The sequence below is a fragment of the Bacteroides sp. 224 genome, from assembly GCF_010500995.1.
Classification (GTDB): Bacteria; Bacteroidota; Bacteroidia; order Bacteroidales; family Bacteroidaceae; genus Bacteroides.
Genome location: NZ_QVMK01000050.1, coordinates 1 through 16,153, shown reverse-complemented (window position 1 = coordinate 16,153; position 16,153 = coordinate 1). Strand labels below are relative to the sequence as shown.

General features: G+C 39.6%; 12 protein-coding genes. 11 read left to right on the top strand and 1 reads right to left on the bottom strand.

The features are described 5' to 3' along the window. The first annotated feature begins 5 nt into the window (after positions 1 to 5). From D0T60_RS17070 to D0T60_RS17055, 4 genes are read left to right on the top strand one after another with little or no spacing between them, the layout of a single operon-like run. On the top strand, positions 6 to 1,217 hold the full coding sequence (locus D0T60_RS17070) for a YjbH domain-containing protein (RefSeq protein WP_163219436.1): 1,212 nt from the start codon (positions 6 to 8) through the stop codon (positions 1,215 to 1,217). A 36-nt stretch (positions 1,218 to 1,253) separates the two neighbouring features. Further along, positions 1,254 to 2,549, top strand: coding sequence for a carboxypeptidase-like regulatory domain-containing protein (locus D0T60_RS17065; protein WP_163219434.1), 1,296 nt, complete (start codon positions 1,254 to 1,256; stop codon positions 2,547 to 2,549). 25 nt (positions 2,550 to 2,574) lie between these two features. Further along, positions 2,575 to 3,141 (top strand): hypothetical protein, encoded by a 567-nt coding sequence (locus D0T60_RS17060; protein WP_163219432.1) that lies wholly within the window; start codon positions 2,575 to 2,577, stop codon positions 3,139 to 3,141. 5 nt (positions 3,142 to 3,146) lie between these two features. Next, a complete protein-coding gene (locus tag D0T60_RS17055) occupies positions 3,147 to 3,551 on the top strand; it encodes a BT0820 family HAD-type phosphatase (RefSeq protein ID WP_163219430.1) in 405 nt (134 codons plus the stop codon). Between the two features lie 110 nt (positions 3,552 to 3,661). Here D0T60_RS17055 and D0T60_RS17050 read toward each other — a convergent pair whose 3' ends face one another. Beyond that, the gene (locus D0T60_RS17050) at positions 3,662 to 5,128 is read right to left on the bottom strand and encodes a catalase (RefSeq protein ID WP_163219428.1); all 1,467 of its coding nucleotides are present in this window, start codon (positions 5,126 to 5,128) and stop codon (positions 3,662 to 3,664) included. Between the two features lie 293 nt (positions 5,129 to 5,421). Between D0T60_RS17050 and D0T60_RS17045 the strand changes: the two genes are divergently transcribed. From D0T60_RS17045 to D0T60_RS17015, 7 genes are all read left to right on the top strand, one after another. After that, positions 5,422 to 5,982, top strand: a complete 561-nt coding sequence (locus D0T60_RS17045) for an NAD(P)H-dependent oxidoreductase (protein WP_163219426.1) — start codon at positions 5,422 to 5,424, stop codon at positions 5,980 to 5,982. Positions 5,983 to 6,094: 112 nt separating this feature from the next. Next, positions 6,095 to 8,716, top strand: a complete 2,622-nt coding sequence (locus tag D0T60_RS17040; RefSeq protein WP_163219424.1) for an alpha-L-arabinofuranosidase C-terminal domain-containing protein — start codon at positions 6,095 to 6,097, stop codon at positions 8,714 to 8,716. Further along, on the top strand, positions 8,713 to 10,626 hold the full coding sequence (locus tag D0T60_RS17035) for a family 43 glycosylhydrolase (protein ID WP_163219423.1): 1,914 nt from the start codon (positions 8,713 to 8,715) through the stop codon (positions 10,624 to 10,626). Before D0T60_RS17040 ends, D0T60_RS17035 begins: the two co-directional genes overlap by 4 nt. A gap of 616 nt (positions 10,627 to 11,242) precedes the next feature. Further along, positions 11,243 to 12,754 carry a Do family serine endopeptidase gene (locus D0T60_RS17030; RefSeq protein WP_163219421.1) on the top strand — a complete coding sequence of 504 codons (1,512 nt, stop codon included), beginning with the start codon at positions 11,243 to 11,245 and terminating at the stop codon, positions 12,752 to 12,754. 267 nt (positions 12,755 to 13,021) lie between these two features. Continuing rightward, a complete protein-coding gene (locus D0T60_RS17025) occupies positions 13,022 to 13,882 on the top strand; it encodes an RNA polymerase sigma factor RpoD/SigA (RefSeq protein WP_163219419.1) in 861 nt (286 codons plus the stop codon). Between the two features lie 175 nt (positions 13,883 to 14,057). After that, entirely contained in the window at positions 14,058 to 14,447 is a 390-nt protein-coding gene (locus tag D0T60_RS17020) for a hypothetical protein (protein ID WP_163219417.1), read from the top strand. A gap of 17 nt (positions 14,448 to 14,464) precedes the next feature. Further along, on the top strand, positions 14,465 to 15,658 hold the full coding sequence (locus D0T60_RS17015) for a clostripain-related cysteine peptidase (RefSeq protein WP_163219415.1): 1,194 nt from the start codon (positions 14,465 to 14,467) through the stop codon (positions 15,656 to 15,658). Positions 15,659 to 16,153 lie beyond the last annotated feature (495 nt).

The window sequence follows — 16,153 nt, the reverse complement described above, 5'->3', positions numbered from 1 at the left end:
GCAAGATGAAAAGAGTTTTTATACTGATCATATTAGTGTGTGGATTGAATGCTACGTATGCACAACTCGCAGAGAAACTGCACCAACTGGGATTTGAAAATATTCAGGTAACAGAGAACAACCGCACATATACCGTAGCCTTTGAAGACAATGTGTACCGGGGCACTTATCGCGGAATAGGTAAAGCCATCCAGGCAGGGATGGAAGGGATACAAACAGGAGCACTCGAAATGGTTGTACTCCACAACCAGATTCCCCAATTGTGCATCACATTAACCGAAGCAACCATTACAGCCTACAAACAGAAAGAGATCGGTTTGAGTGATGTGTACCGACAGATGGGCATCACAACAGCTACCGATGAAGCAACGAATAAACTAAAACAGACTACCAAGATAAATTCCTCGAAATGGAAAACCGACATCGTATTTTATCCAGATGTAACACTGGAGAATTTTAGTTTCGATAAGCTCTACCATTATGCGGTAGATCTCTCTCCTGCCCTGCAAACATCCCCCTGGAAAGGAGCTATGATTACTGCACAAGTAGTCTTCCCCATTCTAACCAATATGAATGGCGAGCACACCCGGATACGTCCCGGAGTAATAGCCCTTTCGCAAGAAATACGATTCAAAAAGAACTGGCAGGGACGGGTAGTTGCCGGAAACTTTACAGAAAACCGGATTGGCGTTCAAACAGAACTAACTTACCGCACTCCCAATGGACGATTTGAAATTGGTGGGTTAATAGGCAGTACCGGATACTCGGAAGTGAACAGTAAAGATGGCTGGTACATTGGTACCAACCAGCGAATAAATGCCATGTTAAAGGGTATGCTTTATATGCCACAGTTTAATATGGAGATAAAAGGTGAAGCAGGTCGTTACTTATATGGAGACTATGGATTGCGAGGAGACCTTGTTCGTCATTTTGGCGAATATGCCGTTGGAGTATATGGCATGTTTGTAGAAGGAGAAGTTAATGGAGGATTCCATTTTTCTATCCCCTTAGCCGGAAAAAGTTGGAAGAGAAACCGGATGATTCGTGTTAAACCAGCCGACTACTTTGCTGCCGAATACAGCGTTGAATCGTATGGGAAATATTTAGATGAAAAAATGGGCCGCACCTACCACACCCGCCCAGACGAGAATCGCAGCGCCCGATTCTATCAACCGGACTATATACGTTATTTCCTAATCAAAGAAATAAATAAGTGAATTAACTAAATTATTATTTAATAAATCAATTTAATCATGAACAGAAACAAATTAATGAGATGGGGATTGTTAGCTTTTGCAGCAATCTTTACTTTAAACAGTTGTACTTTTGGCGACGACGAGAAAGCGAGTGAAATTGTAGAAGACCCTATGGCAAATACAGAAGAATACTATATTGCCGGAATTGTATTTAATGCAGAAAACTCGGAAACATTATCCGGAGTAACTGTAAAAGTTGCAGATGAATCAACAACAACAGATGCGCATGGTAGATATCAACTGGCTGTAGACTCAAAAAAGCAGTTTAAGGTTGAATTCTCTAAGACTGATTTCGTGTCGGTAAGTGCGGAAGCAACGATTGCTAATAATGCAGCCAATCGTAGTATGCTGTTATTGGGTGTTAAGTTGGCTCCTAAAAGTGTAGCTAAAGCAGTGACTTCTACCGGAGGTACTGTTGCAGATAAAAATGATGTAGCAACTATTGATATTCCTGCAAATGCCGTTCCAAGTGGAGAAACTAATACGATAGCGATAACACAATACGAAGCTCCTCTACCAGTTTCTACTACCTTGGAGGTGGGTACTAAAACTATTGCAGCTCCATTAATGGCAATTGCTGTTGAGGCAACTAAAAAGACTTTCGATGGAAATGTTAAACTAACCATAAAAGATGTAGATGGAGTAGATGCTCAATTTAGTAAAATGACTTTGTATGGAATTGATAATTTGACCCGTGCCCCTAAAGATTGGGAAAAAATAGGTGAACCCACATCCAGTAACGGGAACTATCATTTCGAAACAACTAAATTGAAATCTAAATACTCTTTGGAAGTAGAAGCGCAAAAGCAAACCGGTGCTGAGAAGAATACGGAATATAACACCGTGAATGGTAAAAGCGAATTCATGGTAGATAACAGTGGTGTTTTTGATGCCAAAGAAAATATTGATATAAAGGTAGAAGCAAAAGCTGGATGGATTTTTACTGTCAATCCGGAAACAGCAGTGGAAACATCATTGAAAACAATAGGTGAAGTAATACAATATTCCGATCGTGCTAAGATTGCTGCAACCATTCGACGTGTAATTGAATCGCAAGAAGGAGGTGTTGAAAAATCTTATTTCATCATTCATAATCTGAAAGCCAGCGTAAGTGGTAATCATATTATGTATTATAGAAACCGTGCTAAGTTTAGCGAAAAAACATACACTTTTGATCTTGTAGTGAAAGGTAACAAAAACGCTAAAGTTGTAGTAAAAGTAAAAGCTTATACCGGTATGGAAGAAGTTTACCAGAATGAAGAAGCTACACAACACTCTGGTGGTAAAATTTGATCATTCACTCTAAAAAGGAATAAATATGAAAAAGGTAACTATATTGATAGTCATGTTGGTAGGTATGCTTACAAGCATGAATGCACAAGAATTCTATAAAAAACAATGGTTCGTTTCGGGCGGAGTAAATGGCCTGACTGCACTCAATGGTTCGGCTAATAGCATTTTAGGAGGAAAACTCTCTGGTGGAGTATGGTTAAATGGCTATACCGGATTCCGCGTAAATGTAGAAGCGGGAAATATTTGGCTGAAAGGAGATTATACTGCCACAACAATTGGGGCAGGGGTAGATTGGATGGTTAATTTATTGGCGCTTAACGCGTTAGATCCGGATAGAAAGTTTTTCTTGAATGCTTTCGTAGGTGTGGGGTATAATAATTATTCATTGGATAAAGAGTATAGCAACCGCTACTCTAAAATCAACGATATTGTAGGAAATGCTTCTATACAGTTTAGCTATAAACTCAACGAAAAACTAAGCTTGTTTGCAGAGCCGGGTATTAGAATCAGTCCGAAGTTCTATGATGTTGTGAATAAAGATGATATCTTTGTAAATGCCGCTTTAAGTGCCGGCGTTATATTTAAACTATAATTACAGTGATAATAGCAGTTGACTTTGATGGAACTATTGTTGAACATTGCTATCCTAAGATAGGGAAAGAGATTCCTTTTGCAACGGAAACAATAAAAATGTTGATACAAGAGCGTCATAAGATAATTTTGTGGACTGTACGCGAAGGCAAATTGCTTGAAGATGCTGTAAATTGGTGCGCCGCCAAAGGGATTGTTTTTTATGCAGTGAATAAAAACTATCCCGAAGAAGAACCTACCCACAATGGTTATTCCCGAAAACTTCAGGCAGATTTATTTATTGATGACAGAAATTTAGGAGGAATGGCTGATTGGGGTATTATTTATCAGATGATAAATGGAGGGAAGGCTCACTTACCTGTATCAACGAATGATTCGTTGAAAAAGAAGAGAGCTTGGTTTAAATGGTGAAAGTAGCCCAATAGTAATAGAATAACATTTGTTAAAGGGAGCTCCGGATTAAATAGTTCGGAGCTCTTCTTTTTTTAGTACTTTATATGTAAAGAAATCGGGCTTCTCTTTTATCTCGTCGCCATCAACGCCTCTTCCAAATCAATTCCCAGTGCCTTAGCTACTCCTATTCCATACTCTCGGTCTGCTCTATAGCAATTGCGAGTATGCCTTTGCTTAATAAACAATTCAGAATCTCCCATGGCTCGGGCTGTATTCTCGCACGTAGTTTGTTGATCTTCGGGAGACATTAACCTCCACAAATCTCCGGGTTGAGTGTAATAATCATTATCATATTCGCGCTCATTATAGTTGAAAATATCACCATGAGCTTTATATGGAGGCTCTTTCAATTCGGGTGAGTCTTTCCATTCTCCATAACTATTGGGTTCATACCCTTTCGCTGCTCCATAGTTACCATCTACGCGCATTTGTCCATCGCGGTGATAAGCATGGAACGGGCATCTGGGTTTATTCACCGGAATGGAGTAGTGATTTACTCCTAACCGATAACGTTGTGCATCACCGTAAGAGAATAAACGTCCTTGCAGCATCTTGTCGGGAGAGAAACCAATTCCTTCCACAACGTTTAGCGGATTGAAAGCTGCTTGCTCTACATCTGCAAAGTAATTTTCGGGGTTTCTGTTTAATTCTAATACACCTACTTCAATAAGAGGATATTCTTTTTGCGACCATACTTTGGTTAAATCAAACGGATTCATTTCTCGTTTGTCGGCTTCTTCCACTGTCATTACCTGTATATACATGGTCCAACGTGGGAAATCACCTTTTTCGATGGAAGTGAATAAATCTCTTTGGTGCGATTCACGATCTTTGGCAATAATGGATTCTGCTTCCTGATCGGTTATATTTTTAATACCTTGCTGAGTTCTTATGTGGAATTTAACCCAGATGCGTTCATTCTTGTCATTGTAAAAACTATAGGTATGGCTTCCGTATCCGTGTATATGGCGATAAGAATAAGGAATACCTCTCGGGCTCATGGTGATAGTAATCTGATGAAGAGCTTCCGGAAGTAGCGTCCAGAAATCCCAGTTATTGTTGGCGCTTCGCATATTGGTCTTCGGATCTCGTTTGATAGCATGATTCAGATCCGGGAATTTAAGGGGATCACGTAAGAAAAACACTGGCGTATTGTTACCAACTAAATCCCAGTTTCCTTCGTCGGTATAAAACTTCATGGCAAAGCCGCGGATATCGCGTTCTGCATCGGCGGCTCCTCTTTCACCGGCTACGGTGGAGAATCGTACAAAACAATCTGTTTTCTTTCCGACTTCTTTAAATAGGGAAGCTCGGGTGTACTTGGTAATGTCGTGGGTAACAGTGAAAGTACCGAAAGCACCTGACCCTTTGGCATGCATACGCCTTTCCGGAATAACTTCCCGATCGAATTGCCCCAGCTTTTCCATAAACCAGGGGTCTTGCATTAATACTTGTCCGCGAGGACCTACCGTTTGCGTGTTCTGATTGTCAGCAATGGGGCGACCATTGGCTGCGGTTAGTTTTTTCTCTTCCATTGAATTTGGCTTTTAAGTTAAAAGGATATTTTTCTTAGAGTCTGTTTAAATTTTGCTCGTTCTTTTATTTAGTGCTGTTTTTAGGCTGTTTGTTTTCTTTTTAAGGTGATAATAGCGGGCTATTTGAACCGCAAAAAGAGAAGAAACAGACAAAAAGAGTACTAAAGAAAAAACGAAAGCATCCTATAATAATTATTCTGTGGAAAATTTTAAAAGGCTCTTAATGATTAAACATATTTTATAGAGCAAATGTTTATCTGTTAAAAGAAGAGTTTAAATAAAATTGGTAATTTATGAATGAACAAGGAAAAGTGGTTGTGCTTGTTGCTCACCCTAAACTGAACGAATCGAAGGCGAATAAGGAACTGCTTGATACAGTTAAAGAAATGGATGGAGTAATCGTTTATGATTTATACGAAAAGCATAAAGAAGAATTTGATGTAGATGCTTGGAGTCGTTTCCTATCCGATGCATCGGCACTTATATTTCAGTTTCCCCTTCAGTGGATGTCTGCTCCCTTTATGATGAAGAGATGGCAGGATGAAGTACTTACCTTTCTATCAAAAACGCCATCTATTGCAGGGAAACCTTTTATGGTGGTTACTACTGCCGGTTCGGATTACGAATCTTATCGTACAGGGGGCAAGAACCGTTTTACAATAGATGAAATCTTAAGACCCTATCAGGTAATGGCTTTAGTTGCCGGTATGCAATGGCAAACACCTATTGTAGTGTATGGAGTGGAAGAAGAAACGGCCGGTAAAAGAATCTCTATGGCTGCATCTGAATATAGAGAGAGAATAACATCCTTTATTAGTCAGGGGCGTCAATTCATTGCCGAAGGTTGGTTCTAAAAGGAGAATGACACATTCTTATCCCTATTTTGACCGAAAATTGGTGTTAGGCTTTATGGATAAAACTTACTTTTGCAGCTATACTAATTTAAGATAATAGATAGCTATGAAAATGAAAAAGAATATCTTATACCTATTGACCTTTTTAGCAGCACAAGTATGCTCTTTAGCATACGCGAACGAACCCGATTCCGCATACGTGTTTGCATACGCAACCGATAAAAACGGAAATCACAACGGACTTCATTTCGCTTGGAGTACCGATATAAGTGAAGATGATTGGCATCCTATTGGTCCCGAACACAGCTTCCTGAAATCCGATTATGGTGCTTGGGGAAGGGATAAACGGATGATCTCTCCTGTATTGTTTAGGGGGAATGACCAACTTTGGCATTGTGTTTGGACACTTAACGAACAAGATGGAGTTATTGCATACGCTACCTCTACTGATTTAGTGAACTGGAGCAGGCAATCTTACCCGGAGTTGATGCCGGATAATAATTGCATGGCCATTGAAGTGAGTAACTTCCCCAATAAATACAGAGCCTCAAACGAATACCTTTTATCCTGGATAAGCAATAAAAGCGGTAAAGATGAAATTTACTGTGCCACAACAACCGACTTCAAAACATTCTCTTCTCCGCAAAAAGGCAATGAGCTTTCTCGTTGGAACCAACGAATCGGCGGTACTGTTTTCGATCGGTTTTATACCGGAACTATTCATAAAGTAAGTTGGAAGGTGATTGATAACCTCATCAAAGCTCAACAACTGGCTGCCTACAAGAGCAAACTTTATGCTGAAACGACAAAGGAAGACCCTATTCGTTTTGCTTCTTTGAAGCCCGTTGATGCATCAATAACTATGGATGCTGCCAATAAGAAAAAGATCAGCGATTTGTTGATTGGTATCTTCTTTGAAGATATTAACTATGCTGCCGATGGTGGCTTGTATGCCGAATTGATTCAGAACCGTGGCTTTGAATACGATCTGAGCGATAAGCAAGGGCGTGACAATACATGGGATCATTCTAAATCGTGGGCACTGAAGGGAGATAAAACCTTATTTACTATTGATACTGTTGCTCCACTTCACCCTAATAATAAACATTACGCTAAATTGGAAATCACTCAGGTCGGTGCGGCTTTAACAAACGAAGGTTTTAACGGCATTCCGCTTAAAACCGGTGATAAATATTACTTCTCTTTGTTTAGTCGTGTGCTGAATGGAAAAGGAGGGAAATTTATAATTCGTTTGGTAGATGGTGAAGGTAATATTTGTGCCCAATCGTCTGTCAATACTTCATCTGTCAACTGGAAAAAGCAGGAAATAACACTTACTTCAAAAACAACGGTAACAAATGCCCACCTCGAAATCCTGCCCCAATTCGCAGGGACGGTTGCTTTAGATATGATCTCATTGTTTCCGCAAAAGACCTTTAAAGGACGTCGGAACGGACTACGAGAAGATCTCGCGCAGGTACTTGCCGATATGAAACCCCGCTTTGTTCGTTTCCCCGGTGGGTGCGTAGCGCATGGCAACGGATTAGAAAATATGTATCGCTGGAAAAATACTGTTGGTCCATTGGAAGCTCGGAAATCTCAGCGAAATATCTGGAACTATCATCAAACTGCCGGATTGGGTTATTTTGAATACTTTCAGTTTTGTGAAGACATCGGCGCCGAACCTGTACCTGTAGTTGCTGCAGGAGTTCCTTGCCAGAATTCATCCATCGGAGGCAATGGTCAGCAAGGTGGTATTCCGATGTGCGAAATGGATGATTACGTACAAGAAGTGCTCGACCTGATTGAATGGGCTAATGGCGATGTAAAGACCAAATGGGGTAAACTGCGCGCCGAAGCAGGACATCCTAAACCATTCAATCTTAAATATGTGGGAGTAGGAAACGAAGACCTGATAACCGATATATTCGAAGAACGTTTCACTATGATCTATAACGCCGTTAAAGAGAAATACCCCGAAATCGTTGTAATTGGAACTGTTGGACCATTCTCCGAAGGTACCGATTATGTAGAAGGTTGGGATATAGCCACAAAACTTGGCGTTCCGATGGTCGACGAGCACTACTATCAGCCGCCCGGTTGGTTTATTCACAATCAGGATTACTACGATAGATACGATCGCAACAAGTCTAAAGTATATTTAGGCGAGTATGCCGCTCATTTACCGGGACGTCCTGTGAACATCGAGACTGCCCTGACCGAAGCATTGTATTTAACTACGTTAGAGCGCAATGGCGATGTTGTATCCATGACTTCTTATGCTCCTTTACTGGCTAAGGAAGGATATACCCAATGGAATCCGGACTTGATCTACTTTAATAATACAGAAGTAAAACCTACAGTCGGCTATTATGTACAAAAACTATACGGACAACATTCCGGTGATTCTTATATACCCTGCAAAGTCGAATTGTCGAATCAAAACGAAGCAGTGAGAAAACGCGTTGCCATATCGGCAGTACACGACAGTAAAACCGGAGATGTTATTATTAAGATGGTAAATCTACTACCAGTAGCTGTTAAACCTACACTCAGTTTACCCGAAGTAACATCGAATGCCACCATCATGAAATATGTGTTGCAAGGTGAACCAAGCGACAGGAGAGCCAAACCCATAGAGAGCACTTGCACTATGGATGACCTGTGTAAAGGAGAACTACCTGCCTATTCATTCATCATTTATAGAATCAAAAATAATAATACAAAAAAATGAAAGTAGTAAAGATTATATTCGTATCACTTATCCTGTCTTTAGTTGCCGGAAATTCATTGAGTGCCCAACAGACACCCCCAGCTCTGGTCGAGAAGGATTATGTAGCTTACCTTTTCGCCTATTTCACCGGAAATAAAGTAGAAGACGAACAAGTACATTATGCCATCAGTGCAGATGGATATAATTATTTTGCTTTAAATAATAATACCCCAATCATTAACTCCAAAGATATCAGCTCGACCGGAGGAGTACGAGATCCGCATATCTTACGCGGACAAGACGGTAAAACCTTTTATATGGTGCTCACCGATATGACTTCCTCCAAAGGGTGGAATTCTAATCGCGCCATGGTTTTACTTAAATCGAATGATTTGGTTAACTGGACATCCAGCGTGGTGAATATCCAACATAAATATGCCGGACAAGAAGATCTGAAACGGGTATGGGCACCCCAAACAATCTATGACCCTGATGCGGGCAAATACATGATTTATTGGTCAATGAAGCATGGAGACAATCCGGATATTATTTATTATGCTTATGCTAACGAAGAATTTACCGATTTGGAAGGAGAACCCAAGCAACTTTTCTTCCCTAAGAACGGAAAATCATGTATCGACGGAGACATTATATATAAGAATGGAATCTTCCATATATTCTATAAAACCGAAGGCCATGGCAACGGAATTAAAAAGGCAATGACGGATAATTTAACCTCCGGTGTATGGATAGAGCAACCCGGATATAAACAATGTACCAATGAGTCTGTAGAAGGATCGTGCGTGTTCAAGCTTATCAATACGGATGCTTATATATTAATGTACGATGTTTATAGGAAAGGTACCTATCAGTTTACTAAAAGCGTAGATCTGGATACTTTTGAGGTAGTGGATGCACAGATTTCCATGAATTTTCATCCCCGTCATGGAACCATTATTCCCATAACCGCCAAAGAATTAAGAACGCTGACCAACAAATGGGGCATTCCCGAAGGATTTACCTTTACTCCCCCAAAGAACCCTGTACTTACCGGTTATTATGCCGATCCGGAGATTATCTACTCTCATAAAAACGGGAAATACTATATGTATCCTACCAGCGACGGATTTGATGGCTGGGGTGGTTATTATTTCAAAACATTCTCCTCGGATAATCTGACGGACTGGAAGGATGAAGGCGTAATCCTTGACTTAAAGAAAGATGTATCATGGGCCGATCGCCATGCCTGGGCACCCTGTATCACAGAAAAGAAAGTGAAGGGAAAGTATAAATATTACTATTACTTTACCGCAGCACAGAAAATAGGAGTAGCTGTATCCGATAATCCTACGGGGCCTTTCGTCGACTCAGGAAAACCCTTAATCGACTTTAAGCCGGAAGGGATAAACAGAGGACAAGAGATTGACCCGGACATATTTACCGACCCTAAAACCGGCAAAAGCTACTTATATTGGGGGAATGGCTACATGGCAATGGCAGAATTGAACAAAGACATGGTATCTATCAAAAAGAATACGCTGAAAGTAATGACGCCCGATAGAACATTCCGTGAGGCGATTGAAGTCTTTTACCGAAACGGCATTTATTATTTTCTGTGGTCGGAAGATGATACCCGCAGCGAGAACTACAAAGTTCGTTACGGCACAGCTACATCACCATTTGGCCCGATAGAAATACCGAAAGACAACATCGTGATAGCCAAGAACCCGGAAAAAGGTATTTACGGAACCGGACATAATTCAGTACTCCAAATACCAGGGAAAGATGAATGGTATATTGTATATCACCGCTTTTCTAAACCCAATGGAATAAAGATGGGGCGTGCGGCAGGCTTTCATCGGGAAGTATGTATAGACAAAATAGAGTTTGAGGAAGACGGGAAGATTAAGCGGATTATTCCTGTAGAATAATGGGTGAAAGTTGGTAAATAAATGCCAGTTCATTGTATGATAATGGTGGCTTCACTGTAGAATGAATGCCGTGAAACGCTTTTTAACAATTTCAAATTCTTTTATCTAAGTGAATAAAAAATGCGATGGAAAGGGATATATTTCACTGTTTTCAAGGAAAAAATCATTAAAATTGATGCCCGAAAATTATAGGGTCCGTTACAATTCGCTATAACAAAAGAAAAGAAGATAAAACAAAAGAAAACTACTACAGCAGTAGTAGGAAAAGAAAAGTTGTTGTTGATGAAAATGTGTTCAGGCAAATGATATTTCTTTGGCACTGAAAGAACACCTCATCTGGATCGAAAGAATAATTCATTGATCTTAAAAGAAGCCTTCTTTTTGGGGCGCTATTTATGACAGATATTCCGCAGAAAATTCTGTTAACGTTTAGGCTGTCACAACGAATGTAAATTTGTCAGGCGCTGTCGTTAACCCCTGTTAAGCTACCCTACTTGCTTGTTAAAAGAGACCAAAAAAGAGTGACAAGGTGAATAAGTGAACGTTTTTTGTTGTTATTTTAACGTCAGAATGTTAAAATGAAATAGGATATTAACAATTTAATAAGGATTGAAATATGAAACAGACAACTAAAAACATCTTCATTGTAGCAGCAATTGCCTTGTTTAGTTCGGCTGTTGCCGGATTAACTACATATACTATGTTGAAGCCGTCTCAGGATCAGCAAGTTGAGGCTTCTTATGATGATGTGTTTAAACAGAATTCGAATGTGAAATTGGCAGCGTTTGATGCCATGGCTGCCCAACCGGTTGACTTCACTTTGGCTGCCGAAAATTCGGTGCATGCTGTAGTGCATATTAAATCGACTGAACTTTCGAAAACAAGAACTGTACAACAGGCGCCGGATATCTTTGACTTTTTCTTTGGTGATCCTTCCGGACGGCAAAGGCAAGTACAATCTCAACCTCGGGTTGGATTCGGATCGGGTGTAATTATCTCCAAAGACGGTTATGTGGTGACCAATAACCACGTAATTGAAGGAGCCGATGAAATTAGCGTGAAGTTGAATGATAATCGCGAATTCAAAGGTCGTGTAATAGGAACCGATCCAAGTACCGATTTGGCTTTAGTGAAAATAGAAGGAGATGATTTTCCTACTATCCCGGTAGGAGACTCCGATGCGTTGAAAGTAGGAGAGTGGGTGCTTGCCGTAGGTAATCCGTTTAACCTTACCTCTACAGTAACCGCAGGTATTGTAAGTGCCAAAGCTCGTTCATTGGGAGTATACAGTGGAGGTGTAGAATCGTTCATTCAAACCGATGCTGCCATCAATAAAGGAAACAGTGGGGGAGCCCTTGTAAATGCCAAAGGTGAACTGATAGGTATTAATGCCGTACTATCTTCTCCTACAGGAGCTTATGCAGGTTACGGATTTGCTATTCCAACCAGTATTATGACGAAAATTATTGCCGATTTAAAACAATATGGTACTGTGCAACGTGCATTATTAGGTATTAGAGGACGCTCTATTGGTGATAGCGAAATACCGGATGAAGAGAAGGCAAAAGAAAAAGACCTCGGAGTTGTTGACGGAGTTTGGGTAGCAGAAATAGTAGAGGGTGGCTCAGCAGCCAGTGCCGACATCAAAGAAAATGATGTGATTGTAGGCATCGATGGTAAGACTATCAGAAATTTTGCCGACTTGCAGGAAGCGCTGGCCAGACATCGTCCGGGTGATAAAGTAAAAGTGAAACTAATCCGTGACAAAAAAGAAAAGACAGTAGAAGTTACTTTGAAGAACGAACAAGGTACTACCAAAGTGATAAAACAAGCCGGAATGGAAATTCTGGGGGCAGCATTTAAAGAACTTTCAGCCGACACTAAAAAGCAATTAAATCTTTCCGCAGGAATAGAAGTAACAGGTGTTACCAACGGAAAAATGCAAGATGCAGGTGTCAGAAAAGGCTTCATCATTCTGAAAGCCAATCAGAAAACAGTTCGTGCTGTTAGCGATTTGGAAGAAGTATTGAAAGAAGCAAGAAGAACCCCTGATCAAGTATTGTTTATTTCGGGAATGTTCCCCTCCGGTAAACGTGCTTATTTTGCGATAGACTTAAGCGAAGAATAAGATAAGTCAATGAACACAGAGGCACAAAGGCACAGAGGTCATAATTATTAATCCACAGTCGTTTTATTACTTTGTGTCTTTGTGTCTCTGTGTTTTGAATAAGGTAAGAAGACTAAATAAAATTAAGGAAACAAAAATGGAGTGTCGGCGTGCAACATGTCGGCACTCTTTTTTGTTTCTATAATGTATAACGGAAAAAAGTTAAGCCATTTTTGCGTATTAACCAAGAAAATGTCGTAACTTTGCACTCCAAATCTGTTTTTAAGAATGAGACAACTAAAGATTACTAAAAGTATCACTAACAGAGAGAGCGCTTCTCTTGACAAGTATCTACAGGAAATAGGTCGCGAAGATTTAATTACTGTGGAGGAAGAAGTAGAGCTCGCTCAACGCATCCGCAAGGGTGACCGTGTAGCACTTGAAAAACTAACACGCGCCAATTTGCGTTTCGTTGTGTCTGTTGCTAAGCAGTACCAAAACCAAGGTTTGAGTTTGCCCGACTTAATTAATGAGGGTAATTTAGGGCTGATTAAGGCGGCAGAGAAATTCGACGAAACACGTGGGTTTAAGTTTATCAGTTATGCGGTTTGGTGGATTCGTCAGTCTATTCTACAAGCATTGGCAGAGCAATCCAGAATTGTTCGTCTTCCATTGAATCAGGTGGGTTCGCTGAACAAAATCAGCAAAGCCTTCTCTAAATTTGAGCAGGAAAATGAGCGTCGCCCATCTCCTGAAGAATTGGCAGATGAACTGGATATACCGGTGGACAAAATCTCGGATACGCTGAAAGTGTCCGGACGTCACATTTCTGTAGATGCACCTTTTGTAGAAGGAGAAGACAATAGTCTGCTGGATGTGTTGATTAATGACGATTCTCCTATGGCGGATCGCTCTCTGGTTAATGAATCACTTGCGAGGGAAATTGATAGAGCTCTTTCTACGTTAACCGATAGGGAAAAAGACATTATCCAAATGTTTTTTGGTATCGGACAACAAGAAATGACATTAGAAGAAATCGGCGATAAGTTTGGCCTCACACGTGAGCGCGTTCGCCAGATTAAAGAAAAAGCTATTAGAAGATTAAGACAAAGTAATCGTAGCAAATTGCTCAAATCTTATTTAGGGTAAATAAGAATATTGATTTCCGACATCTTTAATAAAAAGAAATTAGAAAACCGGTTTATCTGTTGATAGGATAAGCCGGTTCTTCTTTTTATATATGATTCTTTAATAGGTTGAGGGTATGGCATTATCAATCAAATAATTATCTTTGTATTTTATAAATCTGATAAAAGAAGTAAATATGAAGTTAATAAAATCTGCTTTAATACTTTTGGTGGCATTTGTTGCCTTGTCTGCCTTTTCCCTGAAGAAACAAAAAACTGTCTACGCTTTTGGATTTTCCGACTCATTTACCGATACCGTAGTTTATTGTACGGAAATTCAGGTACTTGATAGTGTAACACTGAAAAAAGGCTTTCTGCCACAGAGAGATCTTTATAGCTATCAGTTAAAGAACTATTTGGAATATCAAAAAGGAGAGAGAAACAGAACTTGCATGATTTACTTTTCCGAAGATAAAAACAAACTTGCTAAAGAAAAAGCTAACATACTTAATAAATATAAGAAAAGAAAAGTGGTATTGAAAGAGATAGCAATAGATGCATTCTCTTTTAAGAAGCCGGAAGAATAATAATTTAAAACTTAATTATGAAGAAATATATTAGTTCTCTATTTATAGGATTAGCGTTCTTGCTGACAGGATGTGATAAAGATCATGATAATACTCCCAAGCCCTTGCCTCCGGGCGAAGAGCGTACGGTTTTAGCATATTGGGTGGCAGATAATAAACCTGGTAACGATTTGTCGAGCTACGCCATTCGCGACTTTAATGAAATGGTGGAAGGTATGGCAAATGTTGATGTAGAGAAGAATAATCTTTTGGTATACATTGAAACAAGGTATGATGTGCCTCGTTTGATTCGGGTAACCAAGCTAAATGATAAAATTGTAGCTGATACGATTATTACTTATCCTGAGCAAAATCCTTTAGATAAAGAGATAATGAAAGGCGTAATTAATAGAGTGGTGACTGATTATCCCGCTAAAAGTTATGGACTGATACTGGCTTCTCATGCTGAAGGATGGATAGAAGCTTCAAACGTTTCTACTCGCCATTGGGGAGATTATAGAGGGACTAATATGAATATACCCGATTTGCGCGATGCTGTGATGAGTTTTCCGCATTTAGATTTTATTCTGTTTGATGCCTGTTACATGCAAGCTATAGAGGTATTGTACGAATTGAAAGATTGTGCCGATTATATAATAGCTTCTCCAACAGAGATTCCCGGTCCCGGGGCTCCTTATCAGAAGGTGATTCCCGCAATGTTTGCCAATAGTGAGAATTATGCCGAGAATATTGGTCGTGCATATTACGAATATTATGGTCGTGATAATGGAGAGATAATAAATACGCCGGAATGGACATTTGGTGTTTCTATTTCAGTGGTTAAAACATCTGAGCTTGAAATGCTTGCCGAAATAACCCGAAGTATTATATCTAATAATGTATCCGAAGGTGAATTGGTTTCTGTTTCGTCCTTATTCTATTATGGATATACAAACACTCCGCGGTATTACTATTACGACCTGGAGAAATTTATAGCTCAACAGACAGAAAAAGATGCCAACTATGAAGCTTGGAAAGAGCAATTAGATAAAACGCAGATTTATTTTCGGACTACAAAGACTAATTTGGTTAATCGTATAGGTGGATCTTGGAATATGGCAGGTGCGGCAGGAATTTCTATGTATGTTCCTAAAGATCAGGGAGATGTGCATGCTTATTATAAGACGTTGAAGTGGTATGAAGCCTCCGGATGGAAAAATGTTGGCTGGTAAAGTGAAAATAATTCAGCTTTTATTTGGAAGATAAGGATCTTATAGCTTATCTTTGCAGTCCGATTCGCAAAGAAAAAGGAAGTTTGATTTACTGGAACAAAAGATTTTTAGAAAAAAAGTTTCGAAAAATTTGGTAGATAAAATAAAACCCAATATCTTTGCATCCGCTTTCCGAGAGACGGAAAGTTAAACGAGAGTTCTTTGAAATATTTACATAACAACAAGTAGTACAAGCCAATCAGTTTTGATTGGAAAATTTAAACCGTCAACCTATAAATATAGGTGTAGATCTTATAGATTTACGGTATCCTGAACAGAGCTAATTTAAGTTTTTAGTTTTCAGTTTTTAGTTTCGAGGTTTCCTTTAAACTATAAACTTTCAACTACAAACTCAAAAACAATACTTTTACAATGAAGAGTTTGATCCTGGCTCAGGATGAACGCTAGCTACAGGCTTAACACATGCAAGTCGAGGGGCATCGAGATGTAGCAATA